This is a genomic window from Caballeronia sp. AZ10_KS36 (assembly GCF_023631105.1).
In the GTDB taxonomy this organism is placed as follows: domain Bacteria; phylum Pseudomonadota; class Gammaproteobacteria; order Burkholderiales; family Burkholderiaceae; genus Caballeronia.
On sequence record NZ_JALQDQ010000028.1, the window covers coordinates 105,134 to 127,868 of the forward strand.

Sequence of the window (22,735 nt, forward strand, 5' to 3'; positions counted from 1 at the left end):
GTTTCAATGCGCCGCTTCGGCGGCTTCTTCGCGGCCGATGTCATCGGTCGATGCCTTCGGCGCTTCCACCGCGCGTTGATCGCGCCGGTACGCTTCGAACAACTCGTCCGCGTAGCGAATCTGCGTGCGGCCGTGCGGCGCCGGTTCGCCCTGTTCGTTCAGGTTGACGAACACCATCTTCTCGACGGTCAGAATGCTCTTGCGCGTGATCTTGTTGCGCACTTCCGCGCGCAGCGTGATCGACGTGCGTCCGAAATTCGTCGCCGTAATGCCCAGTTCGATGATGTCGCCCTGCCGCGCCGAACTGACGAAGTTGATCTCCGACATGAACTTGGTCACGACGCGCTGGTTGCCCAGCTGTGAGATGGCGTAGATGGCGGCTTCCTCGTCGATCCAGCGCAGCAGGCTGCCGCCGAACAACGTGCCGTTAGGATTGAGGTCTTCGGGCTTGACCCATTTGCGGGTGTGAAAATTCATCGTGCGCTTCCTCTTACGTTCCTGCGATGACCGCGTACTTCACGCAGCCAACCTAGGGTTTTCCCTGATTATAACCAAGCTGAGGGTTAACCCGCAGAAAGCAAGACCTACCGGACAGGACTAGTCGAAGGAAAGCGCCCGCGCCTTCTCCATCGCATGGCGCGCGTGGACGAGCGTCGCGCGGGCGGCGCGCGCATCGCCTGCGAGCCGCAGCAGCGCGCCGATCTGCGACGGCTGACGCGCCAGTTCGCGCAGGATCGGACCGATGGCAGTCGTGCCGTCATCGCGCAGGCCAGCCGTCGCGGCGGGCGGCAGCGTGCGCCACGCCGGATCGACCACCGCGCGACACACCGCGAACGGCAAGCCGCGCGCCGTCGCGATGGCGCCCGCGATATGCGACTCCATGTCGACAGCGAGCGCGCCCGTCGACGAATGCAGCGACCGCTTGTCGGACTCGCTCGTGACCGGCGCGGCCACGGCCGCCATCGGGCCGGAGCGTGTGATTCGCGCGAGCGGCGAGCCGCCGAAAGCCTCGACGATGCGCGCCGACCACGCGGCATCGGTCGGCAAGGTGCCGAACGGGCCGGACACGCTCTCTGCGACGATCAGCGTTCCCGGCTCCAGATCCGGCGCGAGCCCGCCCGCCGTGCCGAAGCTGATGATGCCCGAGCAGCCGCGCGCGACCGCATCGGACAACGCGCGTTCGAGCCAGTCGGCGCGCGCGGCGAACACGGCATCCACGCCGCGCCCGCGCACGATCTTCGCCTCGAAGGCCATGCCCGTCACCGCGACCACGGGCGCACCGACCAAAGGACGCGAAAGCGCGGCCGAGCGTGCGTCGCGCGCGTTCACATGCCCGCCGTCACGCGCGTCTCGCCTTCGCGCGTCAGGTTGCGGTAGCGCGCGAGCGCCCACAACGGGAAGAACTTGCGATAGCCGTGATAGCGCAGATAGAACACGCGCGGAAAGCCTGTCGCGGTGAAGCGCGTTTCGTCCCAGAGGCCGTGCGCCTGCTGCGTCCGGATCAGATACTCGATGCCTCGCGCGACCGCCGGATGTTCGACGAGCCCCGCCGCCATCAGCCCGAGCAGCGCCCACGCCGTCTGCGACGCCGTGCTCGGCGCCTGTTCGTAGCCGCGATAGTCGAGCTTGTAGCTCTCGCCGTCCTCGCCCCAGCCGCCGTCCGCGTTCTGAACGCCGATGAGCCATTCCGCGCCGCGCTTCATGCGCGAATCCGTTGGCGCGACGCCCGCCGCGTTGAGCGCGCAAAGGGCCGACCACGTGCCGTACACGTAGTTCATGCCCCAGCGCCCGTACCAGCTTCCGTCGCGCTCCTGATTCTTCACGATGTAGTCGAACGCGCGACGCGCCGGCTCGCTGTTCGCGGGCGTTTCGCCGAGTTGCGCGAGCATCGAGAGACAGCGGGCGGATACGTCAACGGTCGGCGGATCGAGCAGCGCGCCGTGGTCCGAGAACGGGATGTTGTTCAGGTAATACTGGGTGTTTTCCGGTTCGAACGCGCCCCAGCCGCCGTCGCTGCTCTGCATGCCGACGACCCATTCGCGCGCGCGGGAAATCGCCTCGTCGAACATCGGCGTGCCGTTCTCGCGGCCCGCGCGTTCCATCGCCATCGCGACGACGGCGGTGTCATCGACATCCGGGTAGTGCGGGTTCGCGAACTGGAACGCCCAGCCGCCTGGCCGCACGTTCGGACGGCGCGAGATCCAGTCGCCGCGCACGTCGAGAATCTGCAACGGCCGCAGCCATTCGAGCCCGCGTGCGACGGCGGCGCGCGCCTTCGGCATGCCGGTTTCGAGCAACGCGTGCGCGGCGAGCGACGTGTCCCAAACGGGCGACAGACACGGCTGGCAGTACGCCTCGCCGTTGTCCGCTTCGTCGATGACGAGCAGCTTGTCGACCGACTTCCGCGCGATCGCGCGGTTCGGATGCTCGGGCGGATAGCCGAGCACGTCGTACATCATCACGGCGTTCGCCATGGCCGGGAAAATCGCGCCGAGGCCGTCTTCGCCGTTCAGCCGCTCGTCGACGAAGCGCACCGCCTCGGCGATCGCGCGCTCGCGGCCAGCTTTCGGGAAGGCGCTGTCGGTTGCGCGCAGCACCGTATCGACCATGCGGAAGAAGGTGAACCAGCCGCGGCTCTGATGCCCCGCGCGCTCCGGCATGCCGGTGTTCACGGGCGCGTCGGTGAAGACTTCGTCGATGCGCACGCCGCGCGGATTGCGCGCCACCGGCCGCTTCGCGTTCAGCACGAGCAGCGGCACGATCACCGTGCGCGCCCAGTACGACACCTTCGACAGGTGGAACGGAAACCACATCGGCAGCCGCATGATCTCGACGGGCATCATCGGCACCGCGCGCCACGACACCACGCCGAAGAGCGCCAGCAAAATGCGCGTGAAGACGTTCACCTTCTCCGCGCCGCCCGCCGCGAGAATGGCGCGGCGCGCGCGCTGCATGTGCTCCGCATCGGGCGAATCGCCGATCATCTTCAGCGCGAAGTACGCCTTCACGGTCGCGGAGACGTCCATCGCGCCGTCCGTGAACAGCGGCCAGCCGCCGTCTTCGCGCTGAATGCGGCGCAGATAGCGGCCGATCTTCGCTTCGAGCTTGTCGTCAGCCGTCTCGCCGAGGTAATGCACGAGCAGCACGTATTCAGCGGGAATCGTTGCGTCGGCTTCGAGTTCGTAGAGCCAGTAGCCTTCGGGAAACTGCGCCGCGAGCAGCGCGTCCGTGGCGTGAGTGACGGCGTGGTCCAGCGCGGCATTCGACGCCGGCGCGCCCACGGCCGACAGGGATAAATCGTTCATCAGCGTTCCATCGATGGGTTCAACAGCGCATCCGCGGCCTTCTGGCCGGAGCGGATCGCGCCTTCGATCGTCGCGGGGAGGTCCGTTGCCGTCCAGTCGCCCGCGAGCGCGAGATTGGGCCAGCGCGTGCGCGTCGCGGCCCGCAAGCCTTCCTGCGAGGGCACCGCCGCGAAGGTCGCGCGCTCTTCCGCGATGACCTGCCACGGCGGCATCGGCACGGGCGGCAGGCGCACGGCTTTCGCCACGTCGCGCCAGACAGCCGCCGCGATGTCCTCGTGCGGCGTCGCAAGCAGCCGGTTCGCGCTGACGATGGTCGCCGTGAGCCGGCCATCGCCTGCGCAGAGCCAGTCCGCCGCGCCGTTCACGAAGAACGTCAGCCGCTCGGCGCCGATTGAACCGGTCGAACCGATCGGCGCATCCACCGCAAAGTGGACGGTGACGATCGCGCGGAATTCGTCCGGCGCGACGATTTCCGGCACGAGCGCGCGCGCCGCGTCGGGCGGCACGGCGAGCACGACGCCATCGCCCGGCCCGAGCGCGACAGGCTCGCCCGCGCCCTCGAAAGCGAGCGAGCTTACCCGTTCCTTCGAATCCGTGCCCGAAAAGCCGATGTTCGCCGCCCGCGCGCCGAGCCGGATATCCGCGCCGCCGTACTGCAAGAGCCGCAGCGCGGGCTCGACGAACGCATGCGCCACGCCGTTCTTCGCGATGAGCGGCCGGCACGCCTGGCCGCCCGCCGCCAGCGTTTCGCGCAGCAGATGCGAGGCGACCGTCGCGCTCGCTTCCGCCGGGTCCGCGTTGAGCAGCGTGCGCAAGAGCGGCCGCGCGAGCCGATCCCACACGCGGCCGCGCGCGCGCATCGATTCCTCGACGGTGCGCCCCGGCTTGCCGAAAAAGAGCGGCAGCATGGGCAGATAGTCGGCGGGCTGCGTGCCGGGCAGACGCGCCTCGGCGTCGAAGATCCAGCGCGGCAAGCGTCCCGGCGTCATGCGGATGGTCCACGCCTGACCGCTCGCGGCATCGAAAAAAGGATAGTCGGGCTGCGTCGGGCCGGCGACGTTATCCGCGGAACTGATCGCGCGCAGAAAGCCGAGCGTGGCGTGATCGCCCGAGAGCAGCAGATGACAGCCGTTATCGACCGTCATGCCGAGCTTCGCGTCGAAGTACGAGCGGCTGCGGCCCCCGGCGCGAGCCGCCGATTCGTGGAGCACGACGCGCGCGCCGCGCCGCTGCGCCTGCACTGCGGCGGCGAGACCGGCGAGGCCGGCCCCGACGACGTGTACGGTCCGCGACATCAGAGAAGATTGCGCGCGACGATCCAGAGCAGGCGCGTGCGCGGCGTGCGCACCCGCGTGCGCGGCAGGTCGAAGCCGCGTTTCAGGTTCGCCTCGAGCACGGCGCGATACGCCGCCGACATGATGCGCGGCGCGCGCACTTCCTGGCGCGGCGACGCCGCCATGATCGCGTCGGACTGCGCGTAGTGGCCTTTCGCGCGCTCGGCGAGCACCGCGCACACGCGCGGCAGCCGCGCATCGCCGACGATCGCCGCCGGGTTGCTCGTCGCGATGCCTTCGCGCGCGAGCAGTTCGCGCGGCAGATAGACGCGGCCGATGGCGGCGTCTTCGTCGATATCGCGCAGGATGTTGGTGAGTTGCAGCGCGCGCCCGAGGTGATGCGCGAGCCGCCGGCCCGCGTCTTCCTGCATCCCGAAGATTCTCACCGACAGCCGCCCGACCGCGCTCGCGACGCGGTCGCAATACAGGTCGAGCGTGGCTTCGTCGGGCGCGACGATGTCGCCGGCGGCGTCCATCGCCATGCCGTCGATCACGGCGTGAAAGTCGTCGCGGGAAAGATGGAAAGCGTGGATGTGGCGGGTGAGCGCTTCGAGCGAGCGCTTCGGCGCGCCGCGATAGCAGGCGTCGATGTCCTCGCGCCAGCTTTCCAGCGCGAGCGCGCGTTCGCGGCGCGGCAACGCGCCTTCGTCGGCGATATCGTCCACCGCGCGGCAGAAGGCGTAGATCTGGTACATCGCGTCCCGCTGCGCAGCCGGAAGGATGCGCATGGCGAGATAGAACGAACTGCCCGACGATGCCTTCGCGGCCTCGGTGGTGGATTCGTCGGCGATGATATTGGAAACGGCCAAGACGGACTCCGCTGTGGCGCCCCCAAGGGCAAATTAAGAGATCGGGCGCCGGTTCCGACGATCCCGTCGAGCGCGCGGAACCACGTGGCGCTGAAGAGGGAATGACCGAAGGAGACGGCCGGCGCGCGCCGGCTGCGAACTGCGCCGGAAGCGGCTAGGAGTATACCAATGATTCGGCCCGATTGCGCCTTGCGGCGGCGCGCGCGGCCCCGATCAGGCGAAGCCGACCGAGCGGTTGCGCCCTTCGCGCTTCGCCACGTACAGCGCGGCGTCGGCTTCGTTGATGAGCGCCTCGTAAGACGACGTCACCTCGCGCCGCGCGCACGCCACGCCGACGCTCGCCGTCACCGGCACGCGCGCGCCCTGCACGTCGATAGGCGTCTCGCAGATCGAGTGGCGCACTTTCTCCGCGACGATCATCGCGTCGTCGAAGTTCGTGCACGGCAGAAGCAGCGCGAATTCCTCGCCGCCGAAGCGCCCGAACACATCCTGCACCCGCACCGTCGCCGCCACCCGCTCGGCCATCACGCGCAACACCGTGTCGCCGACCAGATGCCCGAGTTCGTCGTTGATGCGCTTGAAGTGGTCCAGATCGAACAGCAGCATCGACAGATCGCCGCCGTAGCGTTGCCAGCGCGAGAATTCGTCGCGGATGCGCAGTTCGAAATAGCGCCGGTTCGCGATTCCGGTCAGGCCGTCGCGGTCGGCGAACTCCTGCAGCTTGGCCACCGCTTCGTCGCGGGCGCGCTGCATCATGCTCGCGTGCGTGGCGTCGGAAATGGTCACGCAGACGGCGCGCACTTCGCGCTCGTGCGTGAGCGGCATGAACGTGCAGTCCTGCTGCATGAAGTCGACGCCGCCGGTAATCGGCCGGTCGTGATCGAACTTGAAGAGATACGGCCGCTGCTCCCACGAACTGAACGCGAAGCTGCCGAGTTGAAACACGCTTTCCACCTTGCGCGTGAGCCACACGCGCGGCAGTTCGGGAAAGCTCGCGAAAATCGACTTGCCCGTGACCTGCTCGGCCGTCTTGCCGCTGTGGTCCGCCATGAAGCGGTTCCACATGAGCACCTTCAGATCGCGGTCGAGCACGAAGATGCCGAAGCCCACGCGCTCGATCACCAGTTCGCTCAGCACATGCCGCAGTTCTTCCATATCGGTGCGGCGTCAGAAGCTGGAAAGCAGCGCGTCGAGCGCCTCGTTCACATGCTGGATGGCGTCTTCGGCCATCAGCATCACCAGATGCGCGCGGAAGCTGTGATCCTCCAGCGCGAAGTTGACTTCGAGCAGGAGCGCCGTTTTCCACGCGAGCATCGCGGGCTGAAAGACTTCTTCCAGCGCGAGTTCCGCGCCGAGCATGCCGGGCGGCGAGAAAATCGGCGCGCGGCCGAGCCGGTCCAGAATGCACGACACGCACGCGCCGATCAGCACCGTCGCCACGTCGAAGACGAGTTCCGTGCGCGTGGTCGCTTCGTAGGTGGACTTCGTGTACGGATCGTCGACGAGCGCGCAGAGGTCATCGACGCTGCCGCTCTTGCACAGCACGATCGCCTCGCCCTTGATGTCCGAGCGAAAGCCCTGCCGCACGGCGGTCACGGCGTCGGTGATGCCGGTCATCTCGCGCAGCGCGGCGGACGCTTCCGACACGTTCACCACGCGCACGCGCGGCACCGACAGTTCGATGAACGTGCCGAGCAGCTTCGACAGGCGCGTGGCGGCCTGACCCATCGCCATGTTGGCGACTTCCTGCAGCGCGTCGCGCTGGTCTTCGTTGAGGGCGGGTTCAACCATGGAGACCGTACTCCTTCAAAACGGGACGCAGCGCCTCGGGCGTCACGGGCTTCGGCAGGAACGCAATGGCTCCGAGCGCGCGCACGCGTTCCTGCGCGAGCGGCTGCACGTCGGCGGAAACGACGATCACGAACGTGTTCAGGTCTTCGTGCTGAAGCGCGTCGAGGACCTGATAGCCGGTCATGTCGGGCATCGTCAGATCGAGAAACATGACGGATGCGCGGCCCGCGCGATACAACGCGAGCGCCTCGCGCCCATTCGTCGCGTACGAGATGTCGACGTCCCAGTCCGCGGGCAGTGCGCGCGTCAACACCTTGCGCGCGAGCAGGGAATCATCGGCAATGACAATCGGCAAAGGCATGGTCGGTCGAATCGGTGAGCGTTCGTGGCTGACGGGAAGCACGGCCTACACGGCATGCTCTCGTAGGCGTTTACGGCGCGGCTGCGGAGATCTTTAGGGAGACCGTCGCCGGCCGCCGATGGCGGGCGTATGCGAATGAGACAGCGCCGGCGCGGCGCGGCTCTCTGGCGCGATGGAACGGTACGCGGCGAGCGCGCACCCGAGCGTCTGGTTCGGCGTCATGTTGCCTTGCCCCGTGCGTCGTCCGGGCGGCGAGCCGCGCCGGACCTTGGCCTTTTCGTTTTATTGCTCGCTCGCGCGGCGCGCGTAGCGAACCATCTGTATCCGATACCCGCTCTGAGGGCAGATTGATCGGACGATTGCATTGTCAGCCCCGATCCGCGCGAAAGCAACTCGCCGGCGCGCCGCTCGGGGAAACCGTTTCTCGTTTTATGTGGCGACTGAGAAGTTCTTTTTCCGTCTAACGCGCGATCAGATGCTGGTTGCTTCGGTGTACGTTTGCGCTACGGATATTCTCGCTAAGTGAGGATCGCACGGGCGTGCTACTTCGTCGGGGAGACATGAGACGTTTTCGTATTAGGCATGAAAGCTGCTTGCGTTACGCGATTACGCCCCGCGCGCCCCGTCCACCATTTATCGAACGGGCGATCGCGCCAACGGTCGAGTAAAGTTTTCCACTTCGCTGCCAAAATGACGCTGCAACGTGAGGAGCACGACGCTGGGCCTGCCGCAGCACCGCGGCAGGACGAACCGCCGTTTCCCGTCGTCCCCGAACGCAATTTCGCCGCGCAGCGGATGACGCTCTACGCGCTGCTGGTCGCCGCAGTCGTGCTTCCGTGCGTGTATGTCGCCATCACCGCGATATCCGACTACCGTGCTCGCGTGGCGAGCGCCTCCGAAGCGGTCGCCCGCAACGCGAGAATCGCGGAAGAGCACGCGCTCAAGGTTTTCGATCTCAACGTCACGCTGAACGAACGCATCGTCGATCTGCTCGACGATCTCGACGCGGACGCGATTCGCCGCCAGGACGGCGTCGTCCACACGCGCCTGAGCCAGTTGATCGGCAGCTACCATCAGGTGTCGGCGGCCTCGGTGTTCGGTCCAGACGGCCGGTTGCTCGCGACGAGCCGCGCCTGGCCGACGCCCGATGTCACGGCGAGCGGGCGGGAGGACTTCGCAGGGGTGCGCGCCGACAGCCGGCTTGCGCAGATCTCGCGCCTCATGCTCGGCAAGATCGCCGGCGAGCGCGTGTTCAACACGGCCGTCGCGCGCAAGACGCCGGACGGTCGATTCGCCGGCATGGTGTCGATTGCGCTGCGTCCGTCGTATTTCAACGACTTCTATCGCGAACTGCTCGGCGACAACTCGACCGTCTCGCTCGGTCTGGCCCGCGCCGACGGCGAAGTGCTCGCGTGGTATCCGGAGCGGCCGCCCAACCGGATGGCGCTTGCCGCAAGTTCGCCGTTGCGCGAGGCGTATCGCGCCGGCACGCACGACGGCGTGATGAAGATGGTCTCGGGGCTCGACAACGAGTTGAAGATCGTCGCGTTTCGGCGGGTCGGCGACTATCCGCTCTATGTGTCGAGCGGCTTTCCCGTCGAAACGATCTGGGCGCAGTGGTACCGGAATCTGTCCGTGCTCGCGCTGTCGATCCTCGCACCGTGCATCGTGCTGTGGGGCGTGATCGGGCAGTCGCTGCGGCGGCTCGCAAAAGAGGAAGAAGCGTGGGAACGCTGGCAGGCCGAGGCGTCGATGCGCCGCTCCATCGAATCCGCGTACCGGCAGGCCCGCAAGATGGAGGCGCTCGGCAATCTCGTGGGCAGCGTCGCGCACGACTTCAACAATCTGCTGATGATCGTGTCCACGAACGTGCAGATTGCGCGGCGGCGCGGCCCAATCGGGCTCGATCGCGAACTGACCGCGATAGAGCGCGCGTTGAAGAACGGCCAGTCGCTCACGCGGCAGTTGCTCGGCGTCGCGCGCAAGCAGCCGTTGCGCAGTGAGGTCATCGCCATCGGCAAATGGGTGACGGCGGAGCGCGAACTGCTGCGCGCGTCGCTCGGAGCGAAGGTCGCGCTGCACTCGGAGGTCGCGGCGGACGTGTGGAAGATTCGCGTCGACCCGGCCGAGCTGGAACTCGCGCTCATCAACGTGGCCGTGAACGCGCGCGACGCGATGCCGAACGGCGGCACCTTCACCGTGCGTGCGGACAACGTGCGCTTTCGCCACGAGGACGGCTTTCCGCTCATCGGCGAATTCGTGCAGATTTCGCTGGAAGACACGGGCGTCGGCATGAGCGCGGACGTGCTCGCCCGCGCGTTCGAGCCGCTTTTCACGACGAAGCCGAAAGGCATGGGTACCGGGCTCGGCTTGCCGCAGGTGTTCGCGTTCTGCGAGCGTGCGGGCGGGCTCGCGACCATCGACAGCGCCATCGGGGCGGGCACCTCCGTGCGTCTCTATCTGCCGCAGGCGACGGCGACGGACGCGCCCCACGCGGAACCGGAGCAGGCCGCCGCGACGGCGCAGGAGGCGGACGGCTTGCGCGTGCTGCTCGTCGAAGACAACGAGGAAGTCGCCGCCGGCACCGAGGCGCTGCTCACGATGATGGGCCATCGCGTAACGTACGTGTTCAACGCCGACACCGCCATGACGCTGCTCCAGGCGGCGCGGGAGAACATGGCGGTCTCGGGCTTCCCGTTCGATGTCGTGCTCTCGGACATCCACATGCCCGGGCAACTCAACGGCATCGATCTCGCTGAACGCATGCAGCGGTTCGAGCCGCGCATTCCGGTCATTCTCGTGACCGGCTATGCCGAAGAACTCGACCGCGCGCGCCAGGTCGATGCGCGCGTGCTCGCCAAGCCGTTCGACATCGCGCTGCTGGATACGCTCTTGCGCGGCATCCGCGAGAAACACGCCGCGCGTTCCGAGGACCGCTAACACACCCCGGCATGACTGTTGCGTGAGCAAACGCATGTGCGGCAACCCGGCGTTGCCGATCCGCGGATTCCGCTCAACGAGAGGAGACGACCATGCGACACACCGTCATCGGAGTATTCGATACCTACACCCAGGCCGAGGATGCGCGCTCGGCGCTCGTCACGGCCGGCTTCGCGCGCGGCGATATCGAGCTTCAGGCGAACCCGAAGCGGGACGATGCCGCGCAGCCGTCGAGCTTGAGCGACGCCGAGACGCACGCGCAGCCCGGCGTGCTCGCCAACATCGAGCGGTTCTTCAGCATGCTCTTCGGCGGACGCGATCATCCGCCGGAAGTCGCGCATTATTCGGAAGCGGTGCGCCGGGGCGCGGTGCTCGTCGCCGTCGATACGCCGAGCGAGACGCAAGCCGACATCGCGCGCACGACGCTGACCGACTGCGGCGCCATCGACATCGATGAACGCGCGGCGAGCTGGTCCACGCTCTCGCACGGCGCGGCCGCGACGCCGCCCGCGACCACCGACGACCGCGATCATTCGATTCTCGACGAACTCGGCCTCGGTCGCGGCAGCGGCGTTCCGGGCCGCGATCCCGTGAATCCGCCGCGTGCGGACGTGCCGCGCGCGCGCGCTTATCCGCGCTCGGACGCGCCGGTTGCCGATCCGGTGGCGCCGCCGGTCATCGACCCGCTCGCCGGTCCGCTCGGCGATCCGCTGCTCGATCCGATCGGCGAGCCGCGCACGCCGGCGGGCGGCGGAATCGGCAGCGAAACGGGCGCCGAAGCCTTCACGCGCTCCGATCCCGCGACGCTGACCTCGCGCGACTACGTGACCGACCCCGCCGACGATCCGCTGATGCCGGCGACGCGCCCGCAGCGCGGCACGCCGGAGCCTTCCACGACGCAATACGAACAAGTCGAAACGAAGCCGGCGACTGCATCGCAAGGACAGGCGCAAACACAGGCGCAGACCGATCCGCTGACCGGCGTGCACGTCGATCCGAACACGGACTGGCGCTCCATCGACACGATCGAGCCGTTGAGCACGCTGGACGAGCCCGCCAAGCCGCAGCAACTGAACATGCAGAATCAGGTGCAATCGCAGTCGATGCCCGCGATGGGCGCGGCAGGCGATCCGATCGGCACGTCGGCGGCGTCGCAGGCTGCGGTTCCGCTCGGTCCGCGCACGGTGCCGAACGAGTACATGGATTACGAAGAAGACTTCCGCGCCGACTACGCCACGAAGTACGCGACGACCGGCGAGCCGTACGAGGACTATGAGCGCGCGTATCGCTACGGCGCGACGCTCGGCAACGACGAGCGTTTCCGCGACCGCGCGTGGGACGACCAGATGGAGTATGAGATGCGGCGGGACTGGGAGAGCCGCCATCCCGAAGGCGATACGTGGGACCGCTTCAAGGCGGCGATCCGTCACGGCTGGGATCGCGTGACGGGGCACCATCACGTGTGACCGCGATCCCCGGTTCAAATGACGACGGCCCGCTTCGCGCGGGCCGTTGTCGTTCGTAACGCGCCTCAGCCTCAGGCAGCGAAATCGCGCACCCACGCGACGTATCTGTCCACGAAGGTTTGCAAGAACTTGCGCGTGTCTTCGCTCACGATATTTCCGTTCGCGTCGATGCGCTTTTCGTCATGCTTGATGTACATCTCCGGCTGGCCCATCAGCGCGACGTCGAGGTACGCGCACACGCTGCGCAGATGCGCCTGCGCGAGCGCCGTGCCGATGGCGCCGACCGACGTGCCGATGACCGCGCCCGGCTTGCCGCCCCACGCGCTTTGTCCCCACGGCCGCGAGCCCCAGTCGAGCGCGTTCTTCAGCACGCCGGGAATCGAGCGGTTGTATTCGGGCGTGACGAAGAGCAGTCCGTCGGCTTCGGAAATCTTCTGCTTGAGCGTGCGCGCGGCTTCGGGGAAGTCGCTGTCGTATTCCTGGCTGTAGAGCGGCAGGCTGCCGATGTCCAGATGCTCGAAAGTGAAATCGCTCGGCGCGAGCGATTCGAGCGCGTGCGCAAGTTGCCGGTTGTATGAATCCTTGCGCAGGCTCCCCACGACCACTGCGATCTTGTACGCCATGACATTTCCCCCGTCGAAAGGATGAGATTAAACCATCGATACGTCATCTGTAACCAACGCGAGAGCACATCATAGGCCCATCGCCCGGCGATCGTCACGGGGATGCCGCGAATGGTCCGCGGCTCCGTTTCTGTAACCAATCGGGCAGTCCAGCCCGCGCCGCATGAACACTCGCTTTGCGGCGAGCTATCCCCACGTTTATCCACAGAAACTGTGGATAAGTACGCGAAACGACTGGCGGACCGCGCTTTTCGATTCAGGAACGAAACAAAGCGCGACGGCAGGCCCTTTCTGTGGGATGGGAAACGCCTCTCATTGACCGAAAAAGACGTTGCATTGCGCGGCCGTGCCCTGACACGTCGACGGCTGAGAATCGGCCGCTTGCGCAGCGCCGGCTGCTGCGAAAAGAGCGACGGATGCGGCGAGAATGGAAAGAATGCGCTTCATGGAATGCCTCCGCTGAGTTCGTTGACCGACCGGTCGGATCGGATGAGGCGAACTTTATCGGCGTCACGACGGCGGAAAAAGCGGCTTCGACTAAAGTGATATTTGCCGCGTTTGCAATAATCGGAGCGCGGTCACACCATCAGCGCGAGACAGAGCGTGACCGTGACGAGCGACAGCACGGTCGAAAAAAGGATCGTGCTCGACGTCACGCTGCCCTCGCGCCGGTAGAACTCGGCGAGCATGAACGGGCCGGTGCCGGTCGGCAGCGCGCTGAGAATCACGGCGCTTTTGGCCCACAGCGGCGGCAGCGCGAACACCTGGACCGCGAGCCACCACGTCAGAAGCGGCTGCGCCAGGAGCTTGAGCGCGACGAGCGCGCTCGTCGTCCGCGCGTTGCGCGCTTCGCCCTTCGCGCCGAGAAAGAGCCCGAGCGCGACCAGCGCGCACGGACTCGCCGCGCCGCCGAGCAGCTTGATGAGCGCTTCCGCGCCTTCGGGCACCGTCGCGCCGCTGCCGCTCATCAACGCGCCCGCGACCGGCGCGATCAGCAGCGGGTTCCTTCCGAGCGACTTCGTGACGCGCCACAGCGTCGCGCCGATACCGCTTCCCGCTTGCAAGCCGAGTTCGATCAGCACGATCGCGATGCCGAAGAGCACGCACACGGTCATGATCGTCGCGATGACGGCGGGCGCGAGGCTCGGCTTGCCGAACGCGAGCAGGCAGAGCGGCAAGCCCACGAAGCCCGTGTTCGGATAAGCGGCGTTCAGCCCGTCGATGCTGGCATCGGCGAGCGGACGGGCTTGCATCAGCCGCACGCCGAGCGTCAGCACGAACACGACCGCCGATCCGATGCCGAATGCCGCGATGAACGCCGGTTGGTCGAGCATCTTCAACGGCGTCTTCGCCATGATGTCGAAGAGCAGCGCCGGGAGCGCGAGATAAACGACGAAGCGGTTCAACTCGGACGCCGCCGTGGGCCCGAGCTTGTTGAGCTTGCGGCACGCGTAGCCCGCAGCGATCAGGCCGAAGACCGGCAAGACGATGGTGACGAGCGGACCGACGAGCGACGAGAGAAACGCAACGGGCGAAGAAACCGGCGATGACATGAAAGAACGCTGGCGCGAGCGGAATCGGAAGAGCCGAAAGCATACTCGCAGATAGTTAGGTGAGAGGTTTCGGGAGCGGCCGGACGGTGAGGACCGCTGCGCCGACGGCTCTCACTTCACGATTCGGCGCACGCGTGACAGAGCTTTCACTAATCGCCGCAAGTCGTTGATTCCAGACAGAACGCGGGTTTCGCCGATTTTCAGCCTTGCGGGCGACACACTCGCTCGACGTTTCGCTGTCACTGCGCCGCTGCGCTTTGAGGTGAGACGTTTCGGGAGGCGGCGAGCGCGGCCTAGCGCGTGATCGGCACGCGGGAAAAAAGCCAATGATCGCAACGGCTTTCGGCATAGCCGCCGGGCTGCCGCACCACGCCGCACGCGCCAAAGGTGAGACTTTCCGGGACCGCTCGCGTCGGAACGCTCATTGCTAACCGATTGGTCTCTAACGGACTTCAAACGCAATGAAATCACGACGACCTTGGGCGTATGGCGCCGCGGCGCTGATAGCGATAGGAGGCATCGGCGCGCTCGCGGCCTATGGACTGAAAGGCGCCAAGCGCAGCGGAAACGAGAACGTGCCGGAGCCGTCGAAGGCCGTGGACCTCGACCGCTATCTCGGCCACTGGTTCGAATTCGCCCGCTACGAAAACCGCTTCGAGCGCAATTGCGAAGCCGTCACCGCTAACTACGCGCGGCGTGAGGACGGTCTCATTTCGGTCATCAACGCGTGCCGCGAAGGCAGCCTGACCGGGCGATACCGCTCGGCGGAAGGACGCGCGAAGGTCGTGCCCGGGTCGAACGGAACGAAGCTCAAGGTCTCGTTCTTCGGGCCGTTCTATGTCGGCGACTACTGGATTCTCGATCACGCCGACGACTATTCGTGGTCTATCGTCGGCGAGCCGACGGGCCGCTATCTGTGGATTCTCACGCGCGAGGCCCGCCCTTCGGCCGAATTGCGCCGCACGCTGCTCGTGCGCGCCGCCGCGCTCGGCTACGACACGACGATGCTGCGCGAAACGCAGCACGACTGAGCGCGCTCCGGCTCAGTTCGCCTTGCAGGCGAGCAGCAGCGAATTCTGGTTGTTGTCGCTCGACTGATCGAGCACGTCGTAGCCGGCGGGACACGCCACCTTCGCGTTGTCGGTACACAGACGCCAGCCGCCATAGGCCGGACAGGTGACGAGTTGCGTCGGCCGGCCGTCGGCGGAAAAAAGCGGCGGCGCGCTGCTGCATCCGCCGAGCGCCCACGCGCTCGCAGCGAGCATGACGATATGGCCGATTGCCTTGCCGAGCTTCATCCCGCACCCCTTGTTTTCAGGTCGTTATTGTTGATTACGTGGTTTCGCGAGTATGCCACGCACAGCTTTCGCGCCGATTTACGACGCCCGGCGCGATGTTCACACATCGATGCCGAGTGCCGCGATCTTCTTGTACATCGTCGCCCGCCCGATGCCGATGCGTTGCGCTGCTTCCACCACGCGCCCGCCGCTCGCGCGCAATGCGTCGGCGAGAAAGCGGCGTTCGAAGTCGTTCATCGCCTGCGCGTAGGGGACAGGCGCTTCCATCTGTGTCTTTTCGAGCGGCGCGGCCGGCTTCGAGTCGATGAAGGGAGAGAGAGCGCGCGCGTCGATATGCTCGCTGTCCGAAAGCATCAGCGCCCGTTCGAGCGTGTTGCGCAGCTCGCGCACGTTGCCGGGCCACGCGCACGCGGTCAGAAGACGCAGCGCGTCGTCGTGAAGCACGAACTGGCGGATGCGGCCCGTGCGCGCTTCGCCCGACAGGTCTTCGAGGATCGCGTACGCGAGTGCCTCGATATCGCCGAGCCGCTCCCGCAGAGGCGGCGCGTGGATCGTCAGCACGTTCAGACGATAGAACAGGTCGGCGCGAAAGCGCCCCGCCGCGACGAGCGAGGGCAAGTCCGCCGACGTCGCCGCGATGATGCGCACGTCCGCGCGCACGATGCGGTTCGACCCGAGCGGCTCGAACTCTTTGTCCTGCAACACGCGCAAGAGCTTGCCCTGCAACGGCAGCGGCATGTCGCCGATTTCGTCGAGAAACAGCGTGCCGCCATCCGCCAGTTCGAATTTGCCGACACGCCCTTTGCGTTCCGCGCCCGTGTACGCGCCCGGCGCCGCGCCGAAAAACTCCACTTCGAGCAGCGTGTCCGGGATCGCCGCGACGTTGACGGTAACGAGCGGCTTGGCCGCCCGCGTCGATGCGCCGTGGATCGCGTGCGCGAGCAGTTCCTTGCCAGTGCCGGTTTCGCCGAGCAGCAGCACGGGCGAATCGACGAGCGCCGCGCGCCGCGCCTGCCGCTTCACTTCGAGACTCGCCGGGCTCGTGCCGACGAAGCTCGCGAACGTGTACTTCGCCCGCCGCGCCTGCGCGAGCGACTGCCGCGTCGCGATCAATTCCTGCTGCACGCGCGAGTAATGCGCGAAGAGCGGCGTGAGCGCCTTCATCTCGTCGAAGAGCGCGAAGCCGATTGCGCCGACGGTCGCGCCCTGGTCGTCCTTCAACGGCAGGCGCGTGACGACGAGCGGCTCGCGGTCCGTCTCGAGCACGTCGAGCAGAATCGGCTTGCCGGTCGCGACGACTTCGCGCATCAGGCTGTTCGGGATCACCGCTTCGCAGTCGAGACCGATGGCATCGGTCGGATCGGAGAAGCCGAAGCGCGCCGCATAACGCTTGTTGATCCAGACGACGCGGGCGTCGGCATCGACGATAAAAGTGCCTTCGCTCAGATTCTCGAACGTCTTGAAGAGCGACTCCATGGCGCGCCGCATGACGTCGCTGTAGTCGGCGGGTACGTTGATCCAGTCGTTGCGCATCGGCGCGTGTCTCCATCTTTCTCTTATTGGCGACAGCGTATCTCATATCGGAGACAGTCGACAGGCTTATATGGCGCGTGAAGTAAGTCGGGCGAAAGCTTGGCCGTCTCTTTTCGGAGACAATCGGGCGGCTTCCCGCAAGTCGCGCCGCCTTTGCGCTCGCGCCGGTGTGCCTTCCAGACCATTGGCACGGAAGCTGCATATTTGCGCGCCGCCGGCGGCCCGCCGAAGAAGCCGTCGACGAAGTTCAAAAAACAACCATTAACGGAGACTCAATGTCGTTCCTCATCGTGCTCGCCGCCCTGGCGTTCCTGATGCTGGCCGCCTATCGCGGCTACAGCGTCATCCTTTTCGCGCCGATCGCCGCGCTCGCGGCCGTCCTGCTCACGGATCCCGCCGCCGTCGCGCCGGTGTTCTCGGGCATCTTCATGGAGAAGATGGTCGGCTTCGTGAAGCTCTACTTCCCCGTGTTCCTGCTCGGCGCGGTGTTCGGCAAGGTGATCGAACTCTCCGGATTCTCGGAATCGATCGTTGCCGCCGCGATCCGCTACATCGGCAAGTCGCGGGTCAATGCGGTGATCGTCGCCGTATGCGCATTGCTCACCTATGGCGGCGTGTCGCTCTTCGTGGTCGTGTTCGCCGTGTATCCGTTCGCAGCGGAAATGTACCGGCAGAGCAATATCCCGAAGCGGCTGATGCCCGGCGCCATCGCGCTCGGCGCGTTCTCTTTCACGATGGATTCGCTGCCCGGCACGCCGCAGATCCAGAACATCATCCCGACGACGTTCTTCAAGACGACCGGCTGGGCCGCGCCGTGGCTGGGCGTAATCGGCTCGGTGTTCATCATCGTCGTGGGGCTCTCGTTTCTGGAGTGGCGCCGACGCTCGGCCATGGCCAAGGGCGAAGGCTACGGCACCTCGCTCGTGAACGAGCCGGAACGCGTCGAATCCACCAACATGCCGAATCCGCTGCTCGCGGTCGCGCCACTCGTGCTCGTCGGTGTTGCGAACTTCGCGCTCACGCGCTGGATTCCGACGTGGTACGGCGCGAGTTATACCGTCGCGCCCAGCGCGCTGCCAGGCGTGCACACGCCGGTGACCACGGCCATCAAGCCGGTCATCGCGATCTGGGCGGTCGAAGGCGCGTTGCTGCTCGGCATTCTGCTCGTTCTGCTGACGGCGTTTTCCCGCGTGAAGGAGCGTTTCGCGCCGGGCACGCGCGCCGCCGTGGCGGGGGCGCTGCTCGCCGCGATGAACACCGCGTCGGAATATGGCTTCGGCGGCGTGATCGCGGCGCTGCCAGGCTTCCTGGTCGTCTCGGACGCGCTGAAGAGCATCCCGAATCCGCTCGTCAACGCCGCGATTTCCGTTAGTTCGCTCGCTGGCATCACGGGGTCCGCGTCGGGCGGCATGAGCATCGCGCTCGCCGCCATGTCGGACCTCTTCATCAAGGGCGCGGAAGCGGCGCATATTCCGCTGGAAGTCCTGCACCGCGTGGTCGCGATGGCGAGCGGCGGCATGGACACGCTGCCGCACAACGGCGCGGTCATTACGCTGCTCGCGGTCACCGGACTGACGCACCGCGAGTCCTATCGCGACATTTTCGCCGTCACCGTCATCAAGACGCTGGCGGTGTTCTTCGTCATCGGCGTCTACTACGCAACTGGCATCGTGTAATGCATCGAATGGCCGCACGCTTTAGCGCGGCGGCCATTTGCTATTGTTTGTCCGATTAAAACGAGCAGGTTTACCCTCATTACCGCCCGATAGTCGGTCATTTAGTATCTAATGCGCCAGTTTTGTGCTCGATTAATTGATGCCTGATAAAATGACGAGACGACAGCGCATCCAGCGTAAGCATGTGCTCACGCTTAATCTGGAACATCTCAATCGCGGGCTTTTACGTGAATCTGACTCCTGAAAAAGAAAATGTCTCTCGCGCTGTTATTCCGGCGTCCGCCGATCGGTCGTTGGCATTCGAGCACTGCCGCGATCCCGAAAGCATTCGCGCTCTCGAAGCGGAATGGACCGCATTATATCGCCTCGTCGACGGCGAATATTTTCAATCATTCGAATATTGCTATAGCAGCCTGATGAGCGAACACGTCGGCACGCGGCGCAAACCGCACTGTGTCGTCGCGAGGCGCAACGGAAAAATGGTGGCCGTGTGGCCGTTGCTCGTGTCGTATCGCAATTGCTGGAAATTCGCTGAACCGCTGACACCGCAAAACCGTTCGCCGAGCGATATTCTCGTCGCACCGGAAAAGGACGCGCAGCAAATCGTCGAGGCGCTGTACAAAGAGACCGTGCGAGCCACGCGTGCCGACGTTTTCGAGTTATGGCGCATTCGCAAGACTTCGCCGCTTTATGCGTGCGTGAAGCGCCAGGCGGTAATTCGCCGCGAAGAAGATGACCTCACGCCTTACGCTGCCTTACGCGGCGTTCAGGACTGGAATGCTTTCAGCCGCTCGCGGTCCGGACGAGAGAAAACCAAGCCGGAGTACCTCAAACGGCGGCTCGCGAAGGAAGGACAGTTCAAAATCGAGTTGATCGAACCTTCGGATCCGCGCCTCGAATCGTTTATCGAATGGTTCGTGGTTCAAAAACGAAAGTGGGCGACCGAGAAAATCGGGGAGAGTCTATGGACATTCTCGGATGCCAGCCTGAAATTCTGGAAGGCGCTTCTTTCCGGTCCTGCCGCGGCCTCCGGAATCTTTCGGCTCTTCGTCATGACGTTCAATGGCGAACCGGTCGCGGCGAATATCGTTTCGATGAATAGCAATACCTTCTATCTCATCGCGATCACTTACGATATGAACCTGAAGAAATTCTCACCGGGCACCATTCTCGTCGATGAATGTGTGAAATGGGCTTTCGAACATCGTCTCGACTTCGACTTCGGTCCCGGCGAGCAACGCTATAAAACGTCGTGGAGCGGCGGCGAGTCGTATCCGATGTCCTCGTTCATGGTGCTCGCCACGCCGTGGGGACAAACCGGTTATATGACGAAGCAATTCGTCAAACAGACACGCGAACGCGCCATGCGCGTCGTGAATCGCGTCGTGCGAAAATCGGTCGCGCAGGCGACGCCTGAAAGCGATTAGCTGTCCCGTTTTGATTAATATCGAAGATAGTCGTACCCGCAGCGCTACAGGAAAAGGAAACCGCTCATGACTCAATCCGCATCGAACAACCTGGCCGGCAAGACCGCGCTCGTGACCGGCTCGACGAGCGGTATCGGCCTCGGCATTGCCACGGCGCTCGCGCAAGCGGGGGCCAATCTCGTGCTGAACGGCTTCGGCGACGTGAGCGGCGCGCTCGCGCAGATCGAGGCAACCGGCGCGAAGGCCGTGCATCACGCGGCCGATATGACCAAGCCCGCCGAGATCGAAGCCATGATCGCGTTCGCGGCGGAACGCTTCGGCGCGCTCGACATTCTCGTGAACAACGCAGGCATCCAGCACGTCGCGACCATCGACGAATTTCCGGTCGAACGCTGGGACGCGATCATCGCGATCAACCTGAGTTCCGCGTTTCATACCATGCGCGTCGCGCTGCCCGGCATGCGCGAGCGCGGCTGGGGCCGTGTCATCAACATCGCGTCGGTGCATGGGCTCGTCGGCTCGGCGGGCAAGTCGGCGTATGTCGCGGCCAAGCACGGCATTCTCGGACTCACGAAGGTGGCCGCGCTCGAAAACGCGCGCACGGGCGTCACCGTCAACGCTATTTGCCCCGGCTTCGTGCTGACGCCGCTCGTGCAAAAGCAGATCGACGACCTCGCCGCCCGCGAATCGCTCTCGCCCGACGCCGCCCGCGCGAAACTGCTCGGCGAAAAACAGCCGTCCGCGCAGTTCGTGACGCCGCAGCAGATCGGCGACATGGCCGTGTTTCTGTGCTCGGACGCCGCAAGCGAGATGCGCGGCTCGGCGTTGCAGATCGACGGGGGATGGAGCGCGCAGTAAGCGTCCAGCGACAATGCGCCGCATCCGCGCGGCGCCGGTATCCCTCAAGTCGGTAGGGCTATTAGCCGTTATGTCCTTGTAATGCGAGGTGGCGTTCGACGTCGGAACGCGCCTCGCGAAGCAAACCAGAAAGGACATCATGCGCGACAACCAGCCCGTTACCCAGCGAGAATTCGATTTCCCCGCAGCAGAAATGCTGGTCTCCGCCACGGATCTCTCCGGCAACATTCAGTACTGCAATCCGGCTTTCGTCGACGTGTCGGGATTCACGCGCGAAGAACTGATCGGCCAGCCGCACAACATCATCCGGCATCCGGACATGCCGCGCGAAGCATTCGCGGACTTGTGGTCGACCGTGCGTGCCGGCCGTTCGTGGACCGCGCTCGTCAAGAACCGCCGCAAGAACGGCGACCACTACTGGGTGCGCGCCAACGTCACGCCCGTGATGGAGCACGGCAAGGCGGTCGGCTATCTGAGCGTCCGCGTGAAGCCGAGCCGCGCCGAAGTCAAAGAAGCGGAAGCTCTCTACGCGACGATGCGCGCCGGCAATGCGCCATACCGGCTCGAACGCGGCGCGCTCATCAGGCGCGGCATCGCGGGCAAGCTGGCGGCGCTCGGGCGCGTGCCGGTGACGATGCGCGTCGCGGCGGGTTTCGCGGCGGCGCCCGTCGCTGCGCTGATCGCGGCGCTTGTCGCCTGGCGTGGCGCGCCGCCGCTGCCGTTCTGGATCGCGCTCGGCGCGGGCGCGGCGGCGAGCTTCGCGGGATGGCTCGCGCTTTCGCGTCAGCTGGACGCGCCGGTGCGGACCATGTCGGGATTCGCCGCGCGCATGGCCGCAGGCGATCTCACGGTCGACATGCCCGCCGCGCGCCACGACGATCTCGGCGACGTGCAGCGCGCGCTCGGCCAGTTGAAGGCGAATCTCGCGGCGATCGTCTTCGACGTGCGCGGCCAGATCGGCGGCATGCTCGACGCCGCACGCGACATCGCCAGCGGCAACACGGATCTGTCGCGCCGCACCGAATTGCAGGCGGCGTCGCTCGAACAGACGGCCGCGACGATGGACCAGCTCACCACGACGGTTCAGGGCAACGCGGACGCCACGGTGCGCGCGCTCGAAGTCGTCAAGGAAGCGCAGTCGGCGGCGGAAGACGGCGGACGCATCGCGAGCCAGGTCGAGCGAACGATGGCGGGCATCACGGCCGCGTCGCGCCGGATCGCGGATATCACCGACGTAATCGACGGCATCGCGTTCCAGACGAACATTCTCGCGCTCAACGCCGCCGTGGAAGCGGCGCGCGCGGGCGAAGCGGGCCGCTCGTTCGCCGTCGTCGCGACCGAAGTGCGCAACCTCGCGCAGCGGTGCGCGGCGTCGGCGAAGGAAATCGAGAGCGTCGTCGCCACGAGCGTCGCGCAGATCGAGGAAGGCACGAGCCTCGTGTCGCGCACGACGAGCCAGATGCGCGCCATCGACGAAGCGGTGCATCGCGTCTCGACCATCATCATGGAAGTGGCGAAGGCGAGCGGCGAGCAGGCCGAAGGCATCGCGCAGGTGAATCAGGCGGTCGCGCATCTGGACGATTCGACGCAGCAAAACGCCGCGCTCGTCGAGCAGGCGGCGACGACCGCGAAGCGGCTCGCCGAGCGCGCGGTCGTCCTGGACGAAGCCGTGCGGCTCTTCACGGTCGCGCCGCCGCGCGAACCGGCGACGGCGTAGTCTGCAAGCGCGCGGCGCTTGGTACTATCGGGACATTGCCAACG

Annotated in this window: 19 protein-coding genes; 7 read left to right on the plus strand and 12 right to left on the minus strand. The window is 65.9% G+C overall.

Features of this window, described 5'->3' with window-relative positions:
* Nucleotides 1–3: 3 nt before the first annotated feature.
* The 8 genes from NCR35_RS18910 to NCR35_RS18945 form a co-directional block, all read right to left on the minus strand.
* Nucleotides 4–477 (minus strand): acyl-CoA thioesterase, encoded by a 474-nt coding sequence (locus NCR35_RS18910; RefSeq protein ID WP_206468935.1) that lies wholly within the window; start codon nt 475–477, stop codon nt 4–6.
* Between the two features lie 120 nt (nt 478–597).
* Complete coding sequence (locus NCR35_RS18915) at nt 598–1,329, minus strand: phosphorylase (RefSeq protein ID WP_502801701.1); 732 nt, start codon at nt 1,327–1,329, stop codon at nt 598–600.
* A complete protein-coding gene (gene shc / locus NCR35_RS18920) occupies nt 1,326–3,305 on the minus strand; it encodes a squalene--hopene cyclase (protein ID WP_250535630.1) in 1,980 nt (659 codons plus the stop codon). The genes NCR35_RS18915 and shc overlap by 4 nt, the downstream gene beginning before the upstream one ends.
* Entirely contained in the window at nt 3,305–4,600 is a 1,296-nt protein-coding gene (gene hpnE, locus NCR35_RS18925; RefSeq protein ID WP_250535631.1) for a hydroxysqualene dehydroxylase HpnE, read from the minus strand. Before hpnE ends, shc begins: the two co-directional genes overlap by 1 nt.
* Nucleotides 4,600–5,448 carry a presqualene diphosphate synthase HpnD gene (hpnD, locus tag NCR35_RS18930; RefSeq protein ID WP_250535632.1) on the minus strand — a complete coding sequence of 283 codons (849 nt, stop codon included), beginning with the start codon at nt 5,446–5,448 and terminating at the stop codon, nt 4,600–4,602. Before hpnD ends, hpnE begins: the two co-directional genes overlap by 1 nt.
* Nucleotides 5,449–5,661: 213 nt before the next feature.
* Nucleotides 5,662–6,603: a GGDEF domain-containing protein gene (locus tag NCR35_RS18935; RefSeq protein WP_250535633.1), complete on the minus strand. Its 942-nt coding sequence runs from the start codon at nt 6,601–6,603 to the stop codon at nt 5,662–5,664.
* Nucleotides 6,604–6,615: 12 nt separating this feature from the next.
* Nucleotides 6,616–7,239: a chemotaxis protein CheC gene (locus tag NCR35_RS18940; RefSeq protein ID WP_244849644.1), complete on the minus strand. Its 624-nt coding sequence runs from the start codon at nt 7,237–7,239 to the stop codon at nt 6,616–6,618.
* The gene (locus NCR35_RS18945; RefSeq protein WP_244849645.1) at nt 7,232–7,600 is read right to left on the minus strand and encodes a response regulator; all 369 of its coding nucleotides are present in this window, start codon (nt 7,598–7,600) and stop codon (nt 7,232–7,234) included. Before NCR35_RS18945 ends, NCR35_RS18940 begins: the two co-directional genes overlap by 8 nt.
* Nucleotides 7,601–8,290: 690 nt before the next feature.
* Here NCR35_RS18945 and NCR35_RS18950 point away from each other — a divergent pair.
* Together NCR35_RS18950 and NCR35_RS18955 are read left to right on the plus strand one after the other, a co-directional pair.
* Nucleotides 8,291–10,540 carry a hybrid sensor histidine kinase/response regulator family protein gene (locus NCR35_RS18950; RefSeq protein ID WP_250535634.1) on the plus strand — a complete coding sequence of 750 codons (2,250 nt, stop codon included), beginning with the start codon at nt 8,291–8,293 and terminating at the stop codon, nt 10,538–10,540.
* Nucleotides 10,541–10,632: 92 nt separating this feature from the next.
* Entirely contained in the window at nt 10,633–12,006 is a 1,374-nt protein-coding gene (locus NCR35_RS18955; RefSeq protein WP_250535635.1) for a hypothetical protein, read from the plus strand.
* 71 nt (nt 12,007–12,077) lie between these two features.
* On the opposite strand, the gene NCR35_RS18960 is transcribed toward NCR35_RS18955, so the two are convergent.
* Both NCR35_RS18960 and NCR35_RS18965 read right to left on the minus strand, forming a co-directional pair.
* A complete protein-coding gene (locus NCR35_RS18960; protein WP_206468949.1) occupies nt 12,078–12,629 on the minus strand; it encodes an NADPH-dependent FMN reductase in 552 nt (183 codons plus the stop codon).
* A 578-nt stretch (nt 12,630–13,207) separates the two neighbouring features.
* Nucleotides 13,208–14,182, minus strand: a complete 975-nt coding sequence (locus NCR35_RS18965; RefSeq protein ID WP_250535636.1) for an AEC family transporter — start codon at nt 14,180–14,182, stop codon at nt 13,208–13,210.
* Between the two features lie 461 nt (nt 14,183–14,643).
* Between NCR35_RS18965 and NCR35_RS18970 the strand changes: the two genes are divergently transcribed.
* Complete coding sequence (locus NCR35_RS18970) at nt 14,644–15,213, plus strand: lipocalin family protein (RefSeq protein WP_244849650.1); 570 nt, start codon at nt 14,644–14,646, stop codon at nt 15,211–15,213.
* A 12-nt stretch (nt 15,214–15,225) separates the two neighbouring features.
* Here the strand turns inward: NCR35_RS18970 and NCR35_RS18975 are convergent, their stop codons facing one another.
* Both NCR35_RS18975 and NCR35_RS18980 read right to left on the minus strand, forming a co-directional pair.
* Entirely contained in the window at nt 15,226–15,480 is a 255-nt protein-coding gene (locus tag NCR35_RS18975) for a hypothetical protein (RefSeq protein WP_175940781.1), read from the minus strand.
* Nucleotides 15,481–15,579: 99 nt separating this feature from the next.
* Nucleotides 15,580–17,013 carry a sigma-54 interaction domain-containing protein gene (locus tag NCR35_RS18980; RefSeq protein ID WP_250535637.1) on the minus strand — a complete coding sequence of 478 codons (1,434 nt, stop codon included), beginning with the start codon at nt 17,011–17,013 and terminating at the stop codon, nt 15,580–15,582.
* Nucleotides 17,014–17,288: 275 nt separating this feature from the next.
* On the opposite strand from NCR35_RS18980, the gene NCR35_RS18985 reads away from it, so the two are divergent.
* From NCR35_RS18985 to NCR35_RS19000, 4 genes are all read left to right on the plus strand, one after another.
* A complete protein-coding gene (locus NCR35_RS18985; protein ID WP_250535638.1) occupies nt 17,289–18,689 on the plus strand; it encodes a GntP family permease in 1,401 nt (466 codons plus the stop codon).
* A 698-nt stretch (nt 18,690–19,387) separates the two neighbouring features.
* Nucleotides 19,388–20,116 carry a GNAT family N-acetyltransferase gene (locus NCR35_RS18990; RefSeq protein WP_250535639.1) on the plus strand — a complete coding sequence of 243 codons (729 nt, stop codon included), beginning with the start codon at nt 19,388–19,390 and terminating at the stop codon, nt 20,114–20,116.
* A 66-nt stretch (nt 20,117–20,182) separates the two neighbouring features.
* Nucleotides 20,183–20,974: a 3-hydroxybutyrate dehydrogenase gene (locus tag NCR35_RS18995; RefSeq protein ID WP_244849654.1), complete on the plus strand. Its 792-nt coding sequence runs from the start codon at nt 20,183–20,185 to the stop codon at nt 20,972–20,974.
* 139 nt (nt 20,975–21,113) lie between these two features.
* Nucleotides 21,114–22,691 (plus strand): methyl-accepting chemotaxis protein, encoded by a 1,578-nt coding sequence (locus tag NCR35_RS19000; protein WP_250535640.1) that lies wholly within the window; start codon nt 21,114–21,116, stop codon nt 22,689–22,691.
* Nucleotides 22,692–22,735 lie beyond the last annotated feature (44 nt).

What these genes read in the sequence shown, in the direction of transcription:
- NCR35_RS18910 (WP_206468935.1), bottom strand. Translation starts at nt 477, where the DNA reads ATGAATTTTCACACCCGCAAATGGGTCAAGCCCGAAGACCTCAATCCT.
- shc (WP_250535630.1), bottom strand. Translation starts at nt 3,305, where the DNA reads ATGAACGATTTATCCCTGTCGGCCGTGGGCGCGCCGGCGTCGAATGCC.
- hpnE (WP_250535631.1), bottom strand. Translation starts at nt 4,600, where the DNA reads ATGTCGCGGACCGTACACGTCGTCGGGGCCGGCCTCGCCGGTCTCGCC.
- NCR35_RS18935 (WP_250535633.1), bottom strand. Translation starts at nt 6,603, where the DNA reads ATGGAAGAACTGCGGCATGTGCTGAGCGAACTGGTGATCGAGCGCGTG.
- NCR35_RS18940 (WP_244849644.1), bottom strand. Translation starts at nt 7,239, where the DNA reads ATGGTTGAACCCGCCCTCAACGAAGACCAGCGCGACGCGCTGCAGGAA.
- NCR35_RS18945 (WP_244849645.1), bottom strand. Translation starts at nt 7,600, where the DNA reads ATGCCTTTGCCGATTGTCATTGCCGATGATTCCCTGCTCGCGCGCAAG.
- NCR35_RS18950 (WP_250535634.1), top strand. Translation starts at nt 8,291, where the DNA reads ATGACGCTGCAACGTGAGGAGCACGACGCTGGGCCTGCCGCAGCACCG.
- NCR35_RS18955 (WP_250535635.1), top strand. Translation starts at nt 10,633, where the DNA reads ATGCGACACACCGTCATCGGAGTATTCGATACCTACACCCAGGCCGAG.
- NCR35_RS18960 (WP_206468949.1), bottom strand. Translation starts at nt 12,629, where the DNA reads ATGGCGTACAAGATCGCAGTGGTCGTGGGGAGCCTGCGCAAGGATTCA.
- NCR35_RS18965 (WP_250535636.1), bottom strand. Translation starts at nt 14,182, where the DNA reads ATGTCATCGCCGGTTTCTTCGCCCGTTGCGTTTCTCTCGTCGCTCGTC.
- NCR35_RS18970 (WP_244849650.1), top strand. Translation starts at nt 14,644, where the DNA reads ATGAAATCACGACGACCTTGGGCGTATGGCGCCGCGGCGCTGATAGCG.
- NCR35_RS18975 (WP_175940781.1), bottom strand. Translation starts at nt 15,480, where the DNA reads ATGAAGCTCGGCAAGGCAATCGGCCATATCGTCATGCTCGCTGCGAGC.
- NCR35_RS18980 (WP_250535637.1), bottom strand. Translation starts at nt 17,013, where the DNA reads ATGCGCAACGACTGGATCAACGTACCCGCCGACTACAGCGACGTCATG.
- NCR35_RS18985 (WP_250535638.1), top strand. Translation starts at nt 17,289, where the DNA reads ATGTCGTTCCTCATCGTGCTCGCCGCCCTGGCGTTCCTGATGCTGGCC.
- NCR35_RS18995 (WP_244849654.1), top strand. Translation starts at nt 20,183, where the DNA reads ATGACTCAATCCGCATCGAACAACCTGGCCGGCAAGACCGCGCTCGTG.
- NCR35_RS19000 (WP_250535640.1), top strand. Translation starts at nt 21,114, where the DNA reads ATGCGCGACAACCAGCCCGTTACCCAGCGAGAATTCGATTTCCCCGCA.